Raw genomic sequence first — 18176 nt, 5'->3', positions numbered from 1 at the left:
ACTGCGTTACTGTATTACTTCGATCTCGCGTGGCGGTTGCAGGACGAGGGTTTTCTGATAACGGAAGATAATATTGAACTTCAAGCTGCTCTTCTTTTCCCATTCGTCCTTGGTCATGGTGTAGTGGGTAAGCAGCATGCCTTCTATCTGCTGTCCTGGTTCAAGGATTGTTTCGCGCATCAGAGGAGTGCCTTTAGCCGGGCTCAACTTCGGATAGGCAACGAAAGCGCGCTGAAAATCATTTTTGCTTACCGCCGATGCGTCTGTTTCCCCGCTATCGGTTTTGACCGTCGATGACATGTCCCAAAGCACAATGGGGTGGTTACTCTGATTCCGCAGTTTTACTTTGGCGGCAATCAGAACCTGGTCGAAAGAGCTTGCCTGGCCCGTTGCTCCTTCCCCGGAAAAAGGACGGGTCGTGGTGTGAACCGAGTAGATCCACATATTGGTCACTTCGCCGGCTGCAACAGGAGGTTTCTCTCCCAGGTAGACGTATAAGCCAATGGCAGCTACAACCAGCACCATGGCCAGTACCGTCGCGATGAGGGCGTTTCTTCCTCCCCCAGGGGAATCAGCAAGCATCCGTTCGCTGGCGACAGTCGGTTTCTGTCGGGGCCGAGGCTCTGCGGGTTTCGGCCTTACGGGGATTTCTTGAGCCTGTGCTGGCGCTGGAGCGAAATTGCTCTGTGGTGCGCCTGGTTGTTGTTCCACCTGCGGCTGAATCTGCGCTTCCGTCGCTGCTGGAGCAGATTCCGGAGCTGGAGCCTTTGCGTCTGCTGCCTGCGCAGTGGTATCCGCCGTTGTTCCTTTTGGGGGCTCTTGCCCCGGAGGGTTGAACTTGAATAGTGTCACGGTTCTTATTTACTCCGGCCTGGATTGTGCTGCCTGGAGAAACTCTCCATCGTAGTCTTGGCTTTGCCATTACTGCAAAGGAAAGAACGATATCTTTTCGATGCATTATGGACGTGGTCGCAATGCCCTTAGGAAGCCATCTGCGTCGAGTGTATTCAGCACGTCTTCCGGTTTCAGCCAGGCACGCCTTAGCTGCTGGATGCCGTATTTCATCTTTTCCAGATGTCCAATGTGGTGGGAATCGGTATTAACAACGATCCTGCAGCCTAAGGATTTTGCCAGCCGCAAATCCCGGTCACAGAGATCCAGGCGATCCGGATAGGCATTATGCTCCATGGCTACACCAAGTGCCGAGGCCTGGCGCAGAACTCTTTCCATGTCCATCTTGAATCCTTCTCTGCGAAGCAGGAGACGGCCTGTCGGATGTGCCAGGATACGGACGTAGGGATTTTCCAGAGCGCGGAGGACCCGATCTGTCATCTGCTCTTCCGGCTGGTTGAACAGCGTATGCACGCTGGCAATAACAACATCCATTTGCGCCAGAACATCATTGGAAAGATCGATCTCGCCGTCAGCCAGGATGTCCACTTCGATTCCAGGGAAGACGCGAATTCGCCCCTCCATCTCATCGTTGACCTCACGGATTCGCCGGACGTGCTCCAGTGCGCGCTGGTCATCCAGGCCGTTGGTCATGGCAAGATTTTTTGAGTGGTCCGTAATGGCTATGTACTGATAGCCGAGTGCGGCTGCCGCCTCCGCCATCTCGCGAATTGTATTTCGCCCATCTGTGGCGTCGGTGTGCATGTGAACGTCGCCACGAATGTCAGTCTTCTCGATCAGGTGGGGCAGGTGATGATGTTCTGCCGCTTCCAGTTCACCGTTGTTTTCCCGTAGTTCGGGAGGAATCCAGTCGAGTCCCAGCTTGCTGTAGATCTCTTCTTCAGTCCTTGCGGCAACCGTGGAGCCGTCCTCAACGCGCGCCAAAGCGTATTCGCTGAGGGTGTATCCAAATTTCAGCGCTCGCTGCCTTACGGCAACATTGTGAGTTTTTGACCCGGTGAAATACTGCAGAGCGGCGCCGAAGGAACTCTCGGGCAAAAGCCGGACGTCGACCTGCAATCCGTTGCGAAGCCGAAAGCTGACCTTGTTTTGCCCCTTGGCAATCAGGCTGTCGATTCCGGGGTATGCCGCCATATATTCTGCAGCAGTTGTTACGCAGGACTCTTCGCAGGCTGGACCGGTCACCAGCAGATCGAGATCTCCAACCGTCTCTCTACCACGGCGAAGAGAACCGGCCGGTGTGATGCGCTCGATCCCTTCGAGGCGGAGAAGGTATTCCGAAACTCGTGCTGCCGCCTGTTCGGCTTCGTCCAGATGAAAGCGTCCCGTATTCTTGCGGTATTCCTCAATTCCTTTGCGAAGTTTTTCAATCTGCTTGGCGCCGAAACGCGGCAGGGAATTGAGCTTGCCAGCATCTATGGCCGCAGCCAACTGATCGACATCGCCGATCTCCAGAGCCTCCCAGAGCAGAGCGACGGTTTTGGGGCCCATTCCCGGCAGCTTTAGCAGTTCGAGCATGGAGGGGCGATACTTCGTCAGAAGCTCCTCTCTCAGGGGGAGGGTTCCGGCTTTTTCGATTTCCTGGATGTTTGCTGCCATTCCCTTGCCGATACCGGGAATTTCCTGCAGCTTCTTCATGTCTCCGGCGATATCGCTGAGGCGGACTGTCGATTGTTCGACGGCTTCTGCTGCCCGGCGATAGGAGCGGATACGAAAGGGGTCGCCATTGCTGATTTCCAGCAAATCGGCTGTTTCGGCTAGTAATTGGGCGATCGAGCGATTGTCCATAAGAGAAGGGAAGCTAGACCGTGGGTCGGTCTCTTGCGCTTCCCTCAATACTGTAGACGATCTTTGCTGAAGATTACTCCCTCGGAAGGAGTGGAAATGATCTTTCATTCAAAAGATCATTGCAGAAAAGATCGATGCAACGCTCAGATAGAGGCGACCTTACCCAGCGTTTGGTCATTTTAATTGTTTCAGACCACACAAATCTTCTTTACCTTCCTTGAAGATCTCTCATGGCCAAAACTACAGTACGCTTAGCTTGTTTTTCAGGCTGCTGTATCTCTCAAGCGAATGACGGCGTCCGCTTGGGGACCCTTTTGCCCCTGAACTATGTCAAATTCAACCTCGTCGCCTTCCTTTAGGCTCTTGTAGCCCTCCAGTTGAATTGCGCTGTAGTGCACGAAGACATCTGGCCCGTCATCACGACCGATAAAGCCATATCCCTTCGCGTTATTGAACCATTTCACCTTGCCTTTATATTGAGCCACAGGCCCTGGACCTTCCTATCAGAGCATTCGTTCAGGCCGGGCTGCTTTCAAGCCCGCTGTTTCGTAGACGCAAGACAAAGCCGATTGGTTTTCCTGTGAATAAAGAGTTATGCGCAAACATTGCAATTCGTCATGAAAAATTTAGGTAAAAATTTCAGACTATCGTCTTACTCCAAGCTGTCTTGCGTAAAGCATGACAGAGATCAAAGTCTTGCCATCCATGATCTTGCCTTCGTCGATCATTTGTAAGATCTCCGACATTTTGACCAAACGGAAATCGATAAACTCGTCTTCCTCCGGCTGTGCTTCTCCTGCAACCAGACCTTCTGCCAGAAAGACCTGCATCCATTCTCCGAGGAAGCCCGGGCTGGCGTAGTAACGGACGAGCTTAGACCATTTACGAGCGCTATAGCCGGTTTCTTCCAATAGTTCCCGCTTGGCTCCTAGTACGTGATTTTCGCCCTCTTCCAATTTCCCGGCTGGAAGTTCCCATAGATATTGACCGGCTGCGTGGCGATACTGCCGCTCCATGACAATCCATGGATCCCGCTTGCTCTTGGAGTTGTCGACGGCAAGGATGACAACCGAACCGTTGTGGCGAATGATGTCGCGCCGCATTGAGTCTTTGCCGGGTTCCTTTACGTAATCGGTGTAGACGTTGAATAAGGGACCCTTGTAAGCAAGTTTCGACGAGACAACTTCTACCTTCTTGCTCGACTTTTTCACCAGTGTTGCTTTTTTTGCGGTTGCGGATGTTGCCTTCTTTGGTTTCGCCATTGTTCTCCCTTAGGTCGAAAGTGATCTTACGAGAGCATTTCTGTTTTTCGATCTGTTCAAAATCCCCAGTGAACGCTGCTTGAGCTGCAAGCAGACGCTCCGGTGTGCTTTTGCCATGCGAAAAGCAGAAATGTTCTGTTGCATCTTTAACGGTACCACCGTAGGAATAGTCTCCCGTTTGCTGGAATGGGTCGGGAGGAGGTCTGCATGGCTCAGTGCTTACATCTTCGGGCGAAAGAATATAGTGTGAAATTACAATGAAAGCATCTTCTGCCCAGGCTTCTGGTACAAGTTTGAAGGTTCGTCCTGGAGTCGTGATCGTAGGGCTGGGAAACTGGGGCTCGTCGTTGGCCGCAGCTTGTCGCAGTGCCGGAGTTCCTATCTCCGAGATCATCCGTCGGAAAAAGAAGGGGGAGGTGTCTGACTCCTTCCGCAAGGCAAAGTTAAATGCCCGGATTCTCTGGCTCTGTGTCCCGGATGGTGTAATCGGAACCGTTTGCGGAGAGATTGTTGCCCATCGTGGAAATCTTCAGGGGCAGGTCCTTGTGCATTCGAGCGGTGCACTCGGTTCCGAGGTCTTGGCCGCTGCGAAGCAGGCTGGGGCATCCATTGCTTCAGTCCACCCTCTGATGAGCTTTCCTACGCGTCGCCCCGTCTCTCTGAAGGACGTTCCTTTTGCTGTTGAGACGGGGAATGCTGTTGTCCGGAGAGAGCTCAATGCCTTGATCCGGAGATTGGGTGGAAGCTCCTTTGCTCTCCGGGCAGAGAGCAAAACCATCTATCATGCTGCCGGAACCTTGGCCTCGCCGTTGGTATTGACAGCGGTGGTTGCGGCAGAACAGGCGGCTATCTCTGCCGGGCTCTCTAGGAGCCGGGCCCGCCAGCTCGTGGGCAGAATAGCTAACGCGACGACTGGCAATTATTTGGCGCGCGGTGCAGGAAAGAGTTTTAGCGGTCCGTTTGCCAGGGGAGATTTCCGCACAATTGCCTTGCATCTTCAGACCCTGGATGAGCATCCTTCACTTGCACGCGTTTATCGTGAACTGGCAAGGTATGCCCTAGAGCAACTGCCCTCGCGGAATCGGCGGGAGATTGAGAAACTCCTGATTGCTTCGTCGAAGGGCCCGAAGGGCTTTTTGTGTTAAGGGGAGTCTTTGGGGGTAGCTGCAATCCTTGCCTGAGTTGTATCGAATGTAAAGACGCGATGGTGTTAACCGATTGAAGTACGTGAGAAACTGAAGGAAAGAAGAGTGAGAGCCTGCTGCGTGAACGCTGAGTGTTACCCAATTTCGACTCTGCCGCACATGAGCCGGCTATACCTCGACTACTGCGAGCGTCGGTCTCCCATCAAGCCGTTTTATTCCGCTACCCCCTATACGCAAGTTGAAGATCTGGCCGAGCCGGAACTCTCACCGGAGCGCAGGCAGCGGATTGCCGATGTGCTGCTGGAGCAAAACTCCTCTGCAAAGGCGAGAGTAGGAATCGAAGCCCTCCGTCAAGGCGCTTCTGCTGTTGTTAGCGGACAACAGGTCGTATTGCTCGGCGGACCCTTGTTTACGCCCTTCAAGGCTGCTACCGCGATCTGTAAGGCCCAAAAGTCGACTAAGGCAAACTGTCCTGCGGTACCGGTTTTTTGGCTCGCCTCCGAAGATCACGATTTTGCCGAGATCAATCATCTGAGCCTGATCGATGGCAAAGAGATCAAAACTCTTCGTTACACTGCAAAACCCCCTGCTGAAGTTCCCGTCGGTCAAATTATTCTTGATGATTCCATCATCCCGTTAGTCGAGGAAGCCGTTGGCATTCTGGGGTATTCCGACGTAGCGGATCTGATCTCCGAGGCTTATCAGCCGGGAAGGACCTTCGCGCAGGCCTTTGCCAAGCTGATTTCCGGTATTTTTGCCTCTCAAGGGTTGATCGTCTTCGATCCCTCTGTTCGTGAAGTACATGCATTAGGTGCCAATGTTCTTCGCCAGGCAATTGAGCGGGCACAAGAGTTCCATGATGCTCTGGCAGCACGGGATACCGAATTGCAGGCAGCCGGCTACCACTCGCAGGTCTTGGTCGCAGACAAAACCAGCCTCCTTTTCCTGATCGATGCTGAAACCGGAGCACGCTTGCCCTTAAAGCGTCTCGGTGGAGAAAATTGGCAAGCAGGGCATCAGCGTTATTCTTCTGCCGATCTGCTGGCTATTCTCGATGCGGAGCCTGAGCGCTTGAGCCCCAGTGCTCTACTGCGTCCAATCTTCCAGGATTCGGTACTTCCAACAGCTGCTTATATCGGTGGACCCGCAGAGATAGCCTATTTCGCTCAGTCGCAGGTCTTGTTCGAAAAGATTCTTGGGCGTACGACTCCGGTGCTTCCTCGTTTTTCCGCTACGCTCGTCGAACCGGCGATCGCAGAATTGCTGGAAAAGCACGGTCTCTCTGTCGATTCCCTATGGGGACAGTCGGAAGACGAATTGATGCAGCGCTTGGCTGCTCGTGCCATGCCCCTTGAAGGAAAGCAGAAGCTGGCCAACGCTGGAAGAGCTTTGGATAGCGAATTAGAAGCACTTACCAGCTGGATGCACGCCGTCGATCCCGGCCTGGGGCGCTCGGCTGATACCTCTGCCAGCAAGATGCGTTACCAGATGAATCGCTTGCGCCGCATGGCTGCGAATTTCCAGTTGCAGAAGGAAGCTTCACTAGCAAGGCATGCCGCAGCGATTACGACAAACCTCTATCCTCAGAAGCATCTTCAGGAGCGCTTTCTGACCGGTGTCCAATTCTTCGCACGCTATGGCCTGGAGTTAGCAGATACCTTAGTTGAAGCTGCAGATAGCGAGTGTCCGGGGCATAAGGTTCTGTATCTCTAACCTGGATTATTTCTGAATAGGTGTGTTCCCAGAGAGGGATCTGGGATGACGTAGGCTTGAGTTTCAGTAACCGTGCGAGAGAAGTAAGTTACGGTTACCGAACTGCTAGCTTTTGTTACCCCACCCTTGCTACGCAAGAATGGGGCCTAGAGTTTCTACCTTTGCGAGAGAGGATAGCCAGCGTCAGCAATCAAGGGAATAATATCAGGAAACAGCCTTGAAGCTGTGATATCGATTTGTGTCAGGACTGGACTTCAGTCCAGCCGCGGAAATTCTCTTAATAATGAATAGGCATTCTCGGTAACGAATGCAGCGGAGAGAGCTTTCGCTCGTGGAAGCTGTGGCCAAAACGCCCGAACTGGTATAGATTCAATGCCTTTGTTCTTCCCGTTGCATATGTTACCGAAAATGTTTCATCTCTCTCAACGAAGACTATTTCCGGATGGCCTGAAGGCCATCCCTAATAAGAAACATCAAAATCCGACTTCCCGTTTCATTTATCGCGGGTCGGCTACCCCGGTGCAGGACTGACACAAAGCCTGACCAATGGTTGCAACGACCGAAATTGCTGTTATGTTTCGTTGTTCTTTATTGGTATCCTTCACAAGAAACGTCGAGACTCTAGACCCACCCTTGCTGCGCAAGAATGGGGCAATCCACCATTGCTCAAACTGGTATTTGGCAGTCTATACCCATGCGGGAAGTATGCTATGCTTCGGCAAAATTTGTTTGAAGCAAGTAAGTCCTTTGCACATCTCTTGTTTCAACGGGAGCCCCAACTGTACGAACCTTAAAGGTGGCGACCAATTGGCTAAGGTCGTGAGCTAAACCGTCAAGCTGCTGACATGACTCTACAGATTCCTGCGAGCTTGCGGCCGTCTGTTGAATAAGTGAAGCAATGTCATTTATGTTGTCGCTCATCGACTGGAGAGAATAGGACTGTTCTGCTGCTGCAGCAGCAATCTGTGTGATCATCTTCTCGACAAATTCTGATCCGTGAATGATATTGTCGAGGGCCTCGCCTGCCGAACGGGCGGATGTAACACCGATTTCCACGTGTTGCGAACTGGAACGCATTGCTGCGACCACCTCGGTTGTACCCTGCTGGATAGTGCGAATAGTTTCGTCAATTTCTTTTGTAGCATGGCCAGTACGCTCAGCAAGGCGGCGAACCTCTCCAGCAACTACTGCAAAACCACGACCGTGCTCTCCCGCACGGGCAGCTTCGATAGCTGCATTGAGAGCAAGTAGATTGGTTTGGTTGGCAATATCGTTGATAACATCGAGGATCTTCCCGATAGCATTGGAGGCGCGACCGAGCTCTTCGACTTTTGTGGAAGTTTGCCGGTTGGCATCGACCAATTGCAGAATGGTTTCCACCGTGGTGCGGACGGTATTGCCTCCTGTAAGCGCATTCTGCTCTGCTTGGCGAGCATTGTTGGCCGCTCCTTGTGTCGTCTTGCTGATCTCCTCTATTGCAGTGGAAATCTCTCCCATGACAGCGGAGATTTTAGCTGCCTGATCTTTTTCCTTCGAAGCCCTGCCCGCAGTTTCACGGGCCGATTGAGCCAGAGAAGATGCGGCTGAGCCGAGTGTTTGAGCATTCAGCGTGACCTGATGAAAGATTCCTTCAATCCGTTCAATAAATACGTTGAACCAGATACCAACCTCATCGATCTCATTGCGGCCTTGAATTTCGATACGTTGGGTGAGATCGCCTTCTCCTTCAGCGATGTCCTGAAGACGAAGAGTCAAAGCGCGTAAGGGGGCAAATACTTTGACCTGAATCATCCTCCAGGCGAAGAAGCATCCGGTCATTGCAAAAAGGAACATAACCGCACCGAAAATACGGCTACGCGTGGACCATCCATCTACAGCATTGAGTTCGTCCTGGAATTTAGAAGCAATCTGCTTATTAAAGTCAGACATTTGACCGGAGAGAGAGGCATTGGTTTTGCCTAGTTCACTCATCTGGGTCATCAAGGTCTCGCTGGGGGCTACACCATTGCCGACGACACTTTTATAGAGATTACGAGCTTGTTCGCGAGTTGTGGAAAATTGCGAGCAGATTGTCTCGATGCGACCCGCCAACTCAGATGTCCCTTGTAGTGCATTCTTAACCTCTCCCAGTGCTGCAGCAGTGGCTTCTGCATCTTTTTCGGCATCGGGTAAGACATTGGAATCATTGAGCACTACTGCTTCGCCATAATGTTTTTTCATCCGTTCAAAAGATGCTTCTGCTTCTTGCATTTTGATTGCGGCCGGAAATATGGCGGTAGAAATACCGTACATGTGGTTGTGCGTAGCATTTGCTGTAACTTGCACAACTCCTAGCAATAGCAGGTATCCCCCTCCCAGAGTGGCGAGAACCCCTAGGATATTGGTCTTGATGCTCAAACCTCTGAACATTAACTTGACTCCCTAAAATTTGACAGTCGAAAAAATGACGAAACACGAGCAAGGCCCAGAGGGTCGAAAATGACTGGGGTTTCAAAATCTCATATCGGCGTTCGGCAGATAAACAACAGATAGCCGGAATCTCCTTCTGCGCCTGTAAAGAGTAGGAAAGTAGAGCTTGAACTAGAAGCATAGCTATCTCTATGAAAATGAGAGAGCAGTAGCTTCAGTCTGTCCATTCCCACAATGAATCTCTGCTGGCATATCAAAAAATCAACCTGCAGAACCGTTTCTCCATAGCCTCGATGGATAGATCTCTGGATAATGCTTCATGCCGTAAATAGCCCTTCTAATATCATGCAGCCGCATGATAGACACGCGAAGGCTGGGCTAACTTCTTGGAGGTCTCTATGTATACAGGAGTCAAGTGGGTGGGCCAACGCGTGCGTTTCGGAATAAGTATGTTGGCTGTTGTTGGTGTAGTGCTCCCATTGGTTGGGCAACAAGCGGTAAGCAGTAGAAGAGACGAGATTGAACAATTAAAGAATGAAATGAAGCAGATAGAAGCTAGGCTAGCGGCCTTGGAGGCGTCCGAAGCAGCTAATGAGAGAACTGCATTGGCGACGAAGAGTACACCGCAGGCTCCACTATCTTCGATTTCAGCTGGGCAAACTGCACCACAGCAGCCTGCATCTACCGGGCCGGAAGCAGTTAAAGAAGCTGAAGCCAAAGGCATGGATACCATGGATGCTGGGATGGGAGGAGAAACCGTAAATATTCCACATCTTCCGCAGTTGAAGATTCGAGGCTTTGGAGATGTGCGTGCCTTCGTTGCTGATCAGAATTTCGCTGTGATTGGTAGTAACCCGGCAGGGCCAATGGTTCCCTCCCAGGCTGGAGATAGTACCTTTGCTTTGGGGCTGATGGACCTTTTTGTTACATCGGAAATCGCAAATCATTTTTCCTATCTCTCTGAAATTGCCTTTGAGGCAGAAGAAGCTTCGAATGAAATGGGCGTAGATCTGGAACGTGCGCAAATCAGCTATACGCCAAGTGAGAAATTCAGCTTTACCGCTGGTCGGACGCATTCGATGCTGGGTTATTACAATACGGCCTTTCATCACGGGACATGGTTTCAGACGACGATTGATCGTCCACGAATCTTCAATTTTGAGGATCTCGGTGGTCCTTTGCCAGTTCACAACGTGGGCATTTCCTTAATGGGAAAGCTTCCCAGTGGCAGTACTGGTTTGCATTGGTTCGCTGAGGTGGGCAATGGGAAACAATCTCACTCCTTACAAGCTACAGCTACACCGGCTAATGTCCTAGCAGATCACACAGGTAAGTCGACGAACATTGGTGTGTATGTTAGACCGGATTGGCTAAGTGGGCTGCAAACGGGTTTTAGCTGGTATCACGCAAGTTTAGTGCCGATAGTTTCGTCGTTACCAAGTTATGGAACTCCGGCATTTCCATTCCCCGATGCGGCTTCGTATTACAAACAGAATATCTTCATGGGTCATGTGATTTATATCAAGCCGAAGTTCGAATTTATGGCAGAGGGGACGGCGATGCGGGATCAGGCCCGTGGTTCCAATCAGCCGCTCTATACTTCCGGCGGTTATGCGCAGATTTCAGAGGCCTTTGGAGTTCTACGGCCTTATTTCCGTTATCAGTGGTTGAATCCCAATTTTCATGATCCCAATAATGCTTGGGTTGGTAGATGGGTTGGCCCAGATGTGGGATTGCGCTGGGATATGAATACCTTCGTTGCGCTGAAGACCGAGTATTCACACTACGATTGGAAAAACTTCAGCCAGGATGAGAACGGTAACCAGCAGTTGCCAGTTCAGCACAAGACCATTAACCAAGTGGGGATGCAGTTAACATACACCTTCTAAAAGGAGCGCAGCATGAAGCAGGCGAAAGTAAGGTGGCTATGCGCTCTGGTTGTAGGAGTGGTGTGCTGGAGTGCGAAGATAGAATCGACTTCGTTTGCCCAAGGGGCGAGCGAGTTGGTTGTAGTAGTAAACAAAGGGAATCCAGTAACGGCAATTAGCAAAAACGATGCTAAGAAGATGATGCTGGGAGAGGTAAACAACTGGCCGGGTGGTGCAAAGGTTGTAGTTGTACTGGGAGCGGCCGGGAGCGGCGACCGCTCCGCAGCACTAAAGAAGGTCTGTGGGATGAGTGAAAGCGAATACACCCGTCATCAGCTACAGGCTAGCTTTACCGGCAAGACAGCGGCTTCCGTTCGTGACGCGCCAACGCCGGCAGCGGTGAAGGCCTTTATTAAGAGCAATCCGGGAGCAATGGGCTTTTTGCACAAGAGCGACGTCGATGCCGATGTAAAAGTTGCTTTGACACTGGAATAGCCGAAATGATCTTCCAGAATCGTGCATGGGGGCCCTGGCGCAGGTCCTCCCTCTTGCACGATCTGAGATGAGGTGTGACAGGGCTGGAGCTGTCAGGAGCCAGGAGGGGTGGAAAAGTTTCTCGGCTTGTTTGCCGCTTTTCTCTTGTCCTACAATACCCTTCAGTTATGGCAAAGAAGCAAAACCCGATCTTTGAGGTAGCATGTCCCGATTGCGGGGCCATGTTGAAGATCGACGCAGAAACACGCGCCGTGATCAGCCACACTCCGGCTCCATCCAAGAAGACCTTCGAGGACTTCGAAGCAGCTGCTCGTGCGATGCGTGAGCAGGATGAGCGTAAGGAGAGTATCTTCCGCCAATCGGTAGAGGCTGAACGAAACAAGGCCGATTTGCTTGAGAAGAAGTTTGCCGAGGCTCTCCGGAAGTCCAAAGAATCTCCGGATGTAAAGCCGATACGCGATTTCGATCTCGATTAAGTCTTTGCTCTCCCAAAAGATGTTCGTGACGGAGTAGCCGGGGTCTGGTCCGGCTACAGTGATTTGCATCTTAAATTTCAGTTGAGATATTCGTCCGAGCATAGCCCAATCAGTATTTTCGAAAAAGAGAGATTACAGACATGGAAATTCTTACTCTTCCCGAAAAGGAAGCACGTTTCCCCAAGCTTTCGGAGGTTCCTTACACACGTACCGCGGCCGCAGGGACGTTAATTGCCAGCGCGGTGCTCTTAATTGCGGGAAAGAGAAAAGCGGCTCTTGCCACCGCAGCCGCTGGTACCACCCTCGCTCTACTTTCGGAGCCTGGACTTGCCCGTGAGTGCTGGGAGAATATTCCAAGCTATATCAAGAACGCCCAGCACTTCCTCGGTAAAGTGGAAGATATTGTCGAGGACATTGCAGAGCAGGGACGCAGAGCGAAAGATCTGCTGACGAAATAGCCGCAAAGGTTCTATCAGCCGATGCGGGCTCCGATGCCTAATTGCCTGCGCCCTGCTTCACTAATTCGATGCGGAGTCCACTTCGGTTCCCAAACCAGTTCAACCTCCGTCGAGCTGATATCTGGAATGCCGGCAAGGCGGTTACGCACCTGTTCCAGAATCAGCCCACTTGCCGGGCAGTTTGGAGTTGTGAGCGTCATACGGACGGTCACTTTCTGTCTGGGGAAGGCTGGCGTAGCTTCCGTGTCCGGTTCCAGCCTGATTCCATAGATCAAGCCCATATCTACGAGATTCAGCTTCAGTTCGGGATCGAAGCAGTCTCGTAATGCAGTCAGAACATCGGATTCCGTCAGAGACATCAAATCCCTCTCATCATCGTTCGCAAAAAGCAGGAAGCGCGGTCTGCTTGCAGAAACCGCGCTTCTTATGTGATTCGCTGAGAATACAAATTAGTTCTTACGTTGGACGAGATAATGGGCGACAGCCTTGAGGCCCTCAGCGCGATCTCCATAGGACTCGAGGACAGCAAAGGCTTCAGCAATGAGCCTGTCTGCGTCTTGTATGGACTGCTCAATGCCGAAGACTGCCGGCCATGTTGCTTTGTCGCTGGCGAGGTCCTTCCCGGCGGTTTTGCCCAGGTGTGCGGAATCTTGTGTCATATCGAGCACGTCATCCACGATCTGGAAGGCTAGTCCGGCCTTGCGTCCAAAAATGTCCAGACGTTCGACGTCTTCCTTGGTCGCTCCTGCATAGATTCCGCCGGTGACGATGCTGACACGGATCAGTGCTCCGGTCTTGGCCCTGTGGATAGCATCTACCATTTCCGCGGTCGGCTTCTTGTGCTCGCCCTCGAGATCGAGGACCTGTCCGCCGATCATTCCTTCCACTGTTCCCGTGGCGTTAGCAACCTGACGAATAATCTCGACGGTGGCCGGTGCCGGGCACTGCATTCCCGCCAATACCTCGTAGGCCGTAGTCTGCAGCGCATCTCCAGCCAGGATCGCGATGGCCTCCCCGTAGACGACATGGCAGGTGGGTTTGCCACGGCGAAGGTCGTCGTTATCCAGAGCCGGGAGATCGTCGTGGATGAGCGAATAGGTGTGCAGCATCTCAATGGCTGCTCCCAAACGTTCCACGCCTTCAGGTAGCCTTCCTGCGATCATCCGTGCAGCTTCCATCACCAGAATGGGCCGTAAGCGCTTACCCCCGGCAAAGACGCTATGACGCATTGCCTTATGTATGGATTCCGGTACCTGCGTTCCCGGAGGAAGCAGTGACTCCAGCGCCGCATCGGCTAATTGAGCGCCGGAAGAGAGGAGAGTTTTTACATCAACTTGCATCGGCTTCATGATACCTGACGCGCACCCTTTCGGTTCCAAAGTGCAGCTCCCAGCAGGCCCAGAATAGCAAGGCCGGTGATTATTCGCGCTTCCAGGACGTCAGGTGTCGCTTTCCAAATAATTGTGATCTCGTTCGATCCTATACCGACGGGAACAACCATCAGCCCGTCAGGACGCTGTGGCCGGGACAAAACCTCTTTCCCGTTGCGTCGAGCCTCCCAGGCTGGATATTCCCTCAATCGCAGCACCGCATAGCCTTCCTCTTCGCTTCTGACGACAATCTGCTTGTGCTCCGGTTGCCAGCTCACCACTTTGATGGCGGCTTTCATTGTGTCGGCTTCTTCTCCGCTCCATTCCGGGTTAGGAATATTTCCCGGAGCAGCATCGGCATCTGCGTCTTCCAGAATGCGGACTACTGGTAGCCCTTGCTGGATAGCGGTATTGTCTGCTCCGAGTGGCGAATACTCATCTGTTCCTTCGATTCCGGTCCCTTGCTTGAAAAGATCTACCTGGGCCGAGACTGCATCTTCTTCGTCGCAAGACTGGTAAAAGTGGAAGGACTTGAATGAGACAAAGACAAGTACCGCAGCCAGAAGCGGCAAGACTGGCAATACGAACCGTTGAAATCTCCCATGAACAAGATTCTTCCCAGCGCTGGCCAAGAGGACTGTAGCAGAAAGGCTGGCGACCACAAGCCACCGCCAGGGGAACTGGAGGAACCTCAGCTTGGGAAGATGCTGCCAAAGAAATTCACTGGGCGGCAGCAGCAGAAAGAAAATTACCGGGACGGCAAGCATCAGCGGCAATAGCCAGCGCCGAGTTTCCCGTTCTGTCTTTTTCCACGTCAACATAGCTGCGATAACAGCAACGGCGAGCAGAATAACGGCTAACCAGGAGGCAGTATGCAGAACCTGATCGTGAAATGCCTGTCCCGTGTGTTCGAATAACCAGCTGTCCTGTACTCGCATTCCCGGGCCAATGGCTTCCGTAATGCTTACCCAGCGTTGCTCGTATGCTGCTGGAAGAACGTAAATGCTTGCCAGGCCCAGCCCGAGGATTTGTGCGCTTCCGGCGCGTATTACCGGTGTGAGAGATCGCTCCTGAATTGCTGCAGTGATTACCACCCCAGCCAGGAGATACTCGCCCATGACGGCACCCGGTGCGTTGGTGAGCCATATCCCTGCAAGTGCGAGGGCTAGCCATATCCAGGAATTTTTCCGTCTTAGTGCGAAGAGTGCGATGAGCGGAAGCCAGGCTCCGGCGAGCAGTTCCCCATAAGCGGTGCGCTCGTAGGCGTTAAAGAGCGTATAGGGGCTGACAATGTACAGACAGGCCGCAAGAGCTGCGGCTTCTCTCGTGAGCCACTCCTTCGCGAAAAAGTACAGCGATGCGCCACATGCCCAGAGAGCAAGAAATGTAAAGGCTTGAGCTGTCCAACTCCAGGGGAGGATAGCGCCCAAAGCTCCACCTAACATCCATGTGAGAGGCGGATAAAAGACAAAGCGAGCCTCTCCCGCGCCGAAGTTCGGGCTCGTCGTCCAGTGAGGGTAGAGGATTCCGTCATGCCAGGAGCGCAAAGCTTCCATCCAGGAGACAAGATGGAAATCGAAGTCATGTCCGCACGAAGCTCCCCACCGGAGGAGAGGGATAATTGCGATTAGTGAAATCACCCCGAGAAGCAGGAGAACTTGCCAATGGGATCGTCTAACCGGAGCTAGCCTTTCCGTCATCAGGGGACCAGCCGCAGTGTATGTGTCGTTGCCGCCTGTACCGCGCCATCCGTAAAGGGAAGGGAAAATGTCGTTCCTCTGTACCAGTCCGGCCATTGATCCCTGTAGTAGGGGCTCAGCGGATTTTCCGATTCTCCCATCACGATGTTCTCGGTTGAACCATCGATGTCGTTCCAATCCATGGTGAAGCGCTGCGAGGCACCGAACTCACGTCCTGAGGCCTTCACTGTGGTGTGGTCGCCGGAGAGCGGACGGCTGCCTGTTCCTGTCCAATCCTTGAACCATGGCAGCAGCTTGAAGAGTGGGTGCTCCAGGTCGACTACATGCCAGGAGCCATAGACCCAGTTCTTCACATCGTAAGGTGCCTTGCCATTCTCCATGCCTTTTCTGACAGCGTCTGCGATCAGGTCGTCCCAGTTGCGGTAGTTCTTGGGCAGCCAATCGGGCGAGGCGTGCATGATGATCTCTTCTTCGGCAAAGCCGGAAGCCGGCCATTGGTAGGCTTCCCAGTTGTGGCCGAGTTTTGGGGAGAGAAGTAGAGGCCAAAGCGCTTCAAGACTACGTTCTACAATCGAAGCCGCAGCCGAGTCCTCTGTCATCGTTCCGTCCCAGGTGCGCATCAGGTCTGCAGCCTGTCTCAGGCGTTCGTCTGTCTTCTGAGCATGATCGATAGCGTAGGAAAAGCGCTGGGCAATTTCATGATTGACTTCGCTGTAGACGTCCATCTGCAGTGTGAGCATGTCTTGCCGGGTCAGCTTGTCTTTTCCCGCCAGCCACTTGTAGATGCGCTCCGTGCGATATGGTGAAGCCCAGCCCTGGGTAAGAGCATAGGGATAACCGTCAGGGGTGATTCTGGAGTTTGCCGTTGCCAGTATTCCCGCGGGAGGGTCCATCGTGGAGGGCAATGCTTCAAAGGGAACATAGCCCTGCCATTCATGCTGCTTATCGGTGATCGGAACTCCTGCAATGCCCTGTGGACGTAGGGGAATAGCTCCAACAGCCTGATAGCCAATGTGGCCTTGGTCGTCGGCATAGACTACGTTCTGCGTCGGTCCCCACCATTTCTGCATTGCCGCACGGAATTCCAGCCAGTTCGAAGCTGCATTCAGATCAAAAATGGGGATTCCACCGGCGATATTTTCATAGAGCGACCAGTGTAGAGCGATTGCACGCGATTCGTGCTTCAACATTGGAGTGATGATCGGCCCGTGATTCGTTTTCTGGATATCGAGGGTGACATTCCTGCTGCCGCGAACTTTGATCTCCTCAACAGAATGCTGGACGGGGTGCCAACCATCGGCTGCTTCATATTCGCCACGTCCGTTGAGATTCTCGACGTAAAGATCCTGAGTATCTCCGTAGAGAGCGGTGAATCCCCACGCAATATGGTCGTTGTGCCCTGCGATGACAAAGGGCATTCCCGGTAGAGTGACTCCTGCTGCGTGGAAGGCCGGTGCCTTGAGGTCCGCTTCGTACCAGATATTCGGGACCGAAAGCCCCAGATGCATGTCATTCGACAGTAGCGGCTTGCCACTCGCGGTATGGAGCCCGCTAACTACCCACTGATTAGAGCCGACTGCACATCCGGCACAGGAGGGTTTACCAAGAACTTCACGCAGATGAACCAGGTCTTCCAGCTTTGTCTGCGATTCGTCGAGGGGGACATCGGGTATATCCTGCTGCGGCGCCGTCAGATCCGGAGTCGGAGTAGTAGGCGGATGATCTCGCCACGATCCGCTTGGGTATAGGTCGGCTGCTAGTTTTTGGCCCAGATGGGCTTCAACCTGCTCTCTGCCTAGCTTGTCCTGGAAGTGCTGATCGAGTGTTTGGACCATATTCAAGCCGACCAGGATGGAGTCTGAGGCTTGCCAGGGTTTCGGGGTATAAACAAGGGCATGGAAGCCAGCGGGCAGATTGTCCTTGTGATCTTGAATGTACTGGTTGACGCCACGGGCATAGTCTTCGAAAAAACGCCGGTCGCGGTCGTTTAGCGATGCGGTGATGCGTTCGGCTGTGGCGCGTAATAGCAACAGTCGTTGTGCCTTATCATGCTCCACCAGACTGGGGCCGAGAAGCTCTGCCAGTTCCCCGGCAGCGTTGCGGCGAAGCATGTCCATTTGCCACAGTCTGTCCTGTGCCGTGACGTATCCTTGCGCCACGAAGAGATCGTCGAGAGATTGAGCGGCAAGATGCGGGACGCCGTGCTGATCGCGTTTGACGACTACCTCTGCCGAGAGGCCCTGCAGGCGAGTTTGTCCGTCCAACTGGGGCAGAGAGGTCTGCATGCTGCGTCGAAGCCAAAATGCACCGCTGACGACTCCTACACCGGCCAGCAGGATCAGAAATACCGCAAACCAAGCCAGCAGCCGCAAGAACGGCCGCCGATGTTTCTTTGTGAGTTCTGTGTCTCTCATCTTGTCCTGGAGCTTTTGACAGGCTGTGAAAAAACGGAATGTGGTAATGCAAGCATACGAGATGCGGCGTGCAATCGTTCCTTCCCTTACCAACAGCGCGTTTTCGGGCCTGGTGTGGCGCAGTTTCCCAGCCTGTTGAGCCGAAATTTCATTTTCTCACCCGAAA

Annotated in this window: 15 protein-coding genes; 6 read left to right on the top strand and 9 right to left on the bottom strand. The window is 52.9% G+C overall.

Annotation, left to right across the window (positions count from 1 at the left end; genetic code table 11):
* Positions 1-6: 6 nt before the first annotated feature.
* From AC6I7T_RS09820 to AC6I7T_RS09805, 4 genes are all read right to left on the bottom strand, one after another.
* A complete protein-coding gene (locus AC6I7T_RS09820; protein WP_497793196.1) occupies positions 7-852 on the bottom strand; it encodes a hypothetical protein in 846 nt (281 codons plus the stop codon).
* Positions 853-957: 105 nt separating this feature from the next.
* Complete coding sequence (gene polX, locus AC6I7T_RS09815) at positions 958-2700, bottom strand: DNA polymerase/3'-5' exonuclease PolX (RefSeq protein WP_497794585.1); 1743 nt, start codon at positions 2698-2700, stop codon at positions 958-960.
* 263 nt (positions 2701-2963) lie between these two features.
* On the bottom strand, positions 2964-3185 hold the full coding sequence (locus AC6I7T_RS09810; protein WP_497793195.1) for a cold shock domain-containing protein: 222 nt from the start codon (positions 3183-3185) through the stop codon (positions 2964-2966).
* A gap of 159 nt (positions 3186-3344) precedes the next feature.
* The gene (locus AC6I7T_RS09805; protein WP_497793193.1) at positions 3345-3962 is read right to left on the bottom strand and encodes an NUDIX hydrolase; all 618 of its coding nucleotides are present in this window, start codon (positions 3960-3962) and stop codon (positions 3345-3347) included.
* A gap of 257 nt (positions 3963-4219) precedes the next feature.
* Here AC6I7T_RS09805 and AC6I7T_RS09800 point away from each other — a divergent pair, with 257 nt between their 5' ends.
* Both AC6I7T_RS09800 and bshC read left to right on the top strand, forming a co-directional pair.
* On the top strand, positions 4220-5107 hold the full coding sequence (locus tag AC6I7T_RS09800; RefSeq protein WP_497793191.1) for a Rossmann-like and DUF2520 domain-containing protein: 888 nt from the start codon (positions 4220-4222) through the stop codon (positions 5105-5107).
* A gap of 120 nt (positions 5108-5227) precedes the next feature.
* On the top strand, positions 5228-6820 hold the full coding sequence (gene bshC, locus AC6I7T_RS09795) for a bacillithiol biosynthesis cysteine-adding enzyme BshC (protein ID WP_497793189.1): 1593 nt from the start codon (positions 5228-5230) through the stop codon (positions 6818-6820).
* A 708-nt stretch (positions 6821-7528) separates the two neighbouring features.
* Here bshC and AC6I7T_RS09790 read toward each other — a convergent pair.
* Positions 7529-9229: a methyl-accepting chemotaxis protein gene (locus tag AC6I7T_RS09790; protein ID WP_497793187.1), complete on the bottom strand. Its 1701-nt coding sequence runs from the start codon at positions 9227-9229 to the stop codon at positions 7529-7531.
* Between the two features lie 398 nt (positions 9230-9627).
* Here AC6I7T_RS09790 and AC6I7T_RS09785 point away from each other — a divergent pair, with 398 nt between their 5' ends.
* The 4 genes from AC6I7T_RS09785 (at position 9628) to AC6I7T_RS09770 (ending at position 12526) form a co-directional block, all read left to right on the top strand.
* Positions 9628-11118 (top strand): hypothetical protein, encoded by a 1491-nt coding sequence (locus AC6I7T_RS09785; protein WP_497793186.1) that lies wholly within the window; start codon positions 9628-9630, stop codon positions 11116-11118.
* Positions 11119-11130: 12 nt separating this feature from the next.
* On the top strand, positions 11131-11592 hold the full coding sequence (locus AC6I7T_RS09780; protein WP_497793185.1) for a type 2 periplasmic-binding domain-containing protein: 462 nt from the start codon (positions 11131-11133) through the stop codon (positions 11590-11592).
* Positions 11593-11759: 167 nt separating this feature from the next.
* Entirely contained in the window at positions 11760-12068 is a 309-nt protein-coding gene (locus AC6I7T_RS09775; protein WP_497793184.1) for a hypothetical protein, read from the top strand.
* A gap of 140 nt (positions 12069-12208) precedes the next feature.
* Positions 12209-12526: a hypothetical protein gene (locus AC6I7T_RS09770; RefSeq protein ID WP_497793183.1), complete on the top strand. Its 318-nt coding sequence runs from the start codon at positions 12209-12211 to the stop codon at positions 12524-12526.
* A 14-nt stretch (positions 12527-12540) separates the two neighbouring features.
* On the opposite strand, the gene AC6I7T_RS09765 is transcribed toward AC6I7T_RS09770, so the two are convergent.
* From AC6I7T_RS09765 to AC6I7T_RS09750, 4 genes are all read right to left on the bottom strand, one after another.
* Positions 12541-12885: a metal-sulfur cluster assembly factor gene (locus tag AC6I7T_RS09765; protein ID WP_497793182.1), complete on the bottom strand. Its 345-nt coding sequence runs from the start codon at positions 12883-12885 to the stop codon at positions 12541-12543.
* Positions 12886-12975: 90 nt separating this feature from the next.
* On the bottom strand, positions 12976-13875 hold the full coding sequence (locus tag AC6I7T_RS09760; protein WP_497793181.1) for a polyprenyl synthetase family protein: 900 nt from the start codon (positions 13873-13875) through the stop codon (positions 12976-12978).
* Positions 13872-15692 (bottom strand): putative glycosyltransferase family protein, encoded by a 1821-nt coding sequence (locus AC6I7T_RS09755; RefSeq protein WP_497793180.1) that lies wholly within the window; start codon positions 15690-15692, stop codon positions 13872-13874. Before AC6I7T_RS09755 ends, AC6I7T_RS09760 begins: the two co-directional genes overlap by 4 nt.
* A complete protein-coding gene (locus AC6I7T_RS09750) occupies positions 15596-18010 on the bottom strand; it encodes a penicillin acylase family protein (RefSeq protein WP_497793179.1) in 2415 nt (804 codons plus the stop codon). Before AC6I7T_RS09750 ends, AC6I7T_RS09755 begins: the two co-directional genes overlap by 97 nt.
* Positions 18011-18176 lie beyond the last annotated feature (166 nt).

Source organism: Humiphilus diazotrophicus (assembly GCF_059726315.1).
Note: the sequence above shows the minus strand (reverse complement) of the source record. Positions and strands in the feature narration are given on the sequence as shown.

What these genes read in the sequence shown, in the direction of transcription:
- polX (WP_497794585.1), bottom strand. Translation starts at nt 2,700, where the DNA reads ATGGACAATCGCTCGATCGCCCAATTACTAGCCGAAACAGCCGATTTG.
- AC6I7T_RS09805 (WP_497793193.1), bottom strand. Translation starts at nt 3,962, where the DNA reads ATGGCGAAACCAAAGAAGGCAACATCCGCAACCGCAAAAAAAGCAACA.
- AC6I7T_RS09800 (WP_497793191.1), top strand. Translation starts at nt 4,220, where the DNA reads ATGAAAGCATCTTCTGCCCAGGCTTCTGGTACAAGTTTGAAGGTTCGT.
- AC6I7T_RS09790 (WP_497793187.1), bottom strand. Translation starts at nt 9,229, where the DNA reads ATGTTCAGAGGTTTGAGCATCAAGACCAATATCCTAGGGGTTCTCGCC.
- AC6I7T_RS09785 (WP_497793186.1), top strand. Translation starts at nt 9,628, where the DNA reads ATGTATACAGGAGTCAAGTGGGTGGGCCAACGCGTGCGTTTCGGAATA.
- AC6I7T_RS09780 (WP_497793185.1), top strand. Translation starts at nt 11,131, where the DNA reads ATGAAGCAGGCGAAAGTAAGGTGGCTATGCGCTCTGGTTGTAGGAGTG.
- AC6I7T_RS09775 (WP_497793184.1), top strand. Translation starts at nt 11,760, where the DNA reads ATGGCAAAGAAGCAAAACCCGATCTTTGAGGTAGCATGTCCCGATTGC.
- AC6I7T_RS09770 (WP_497793183.1), top strand. Translation starts at nt 12,209, where the DNA reads ATGGAAATTCTTACTCTTCCCGAAAAGGAAGCACGTTTCCCCAAGCTT.
- AC6I7T_RS09765 (WP_497793182.1), bottom strand. Translation starts at nt 12,885, where the DNA reads ATGTCTCTGACGGAATCCGATGTTCTGACTGCATTACGAGACTGCTTC.
- AC6I7T_RS09760 (WP_497793181.1), bottom strand. Translation starts at nt 13,875, where the DNA reads ATGAAGCCGATGCAAGTTGATGTAAAAACTCTCCTCTCTTCCGGCGCT.
- AC6I7T_RS09755 (WP_497793180.1), bottom strand. Translation starts at nt 15,692, where the DNA reads ATGGCCGGACTGGTACAGAGGAACGACATTTTCCCTTCCCTTTACGGA.
- AC6I7T_RS09750 (WP_497793179.1), bottom strand. Translation starts at nt 18,010, where the DNA reads ATGAGAGACACAGAACTCACAAAGAAACATCGGCGGCCGTTCTTGCGG.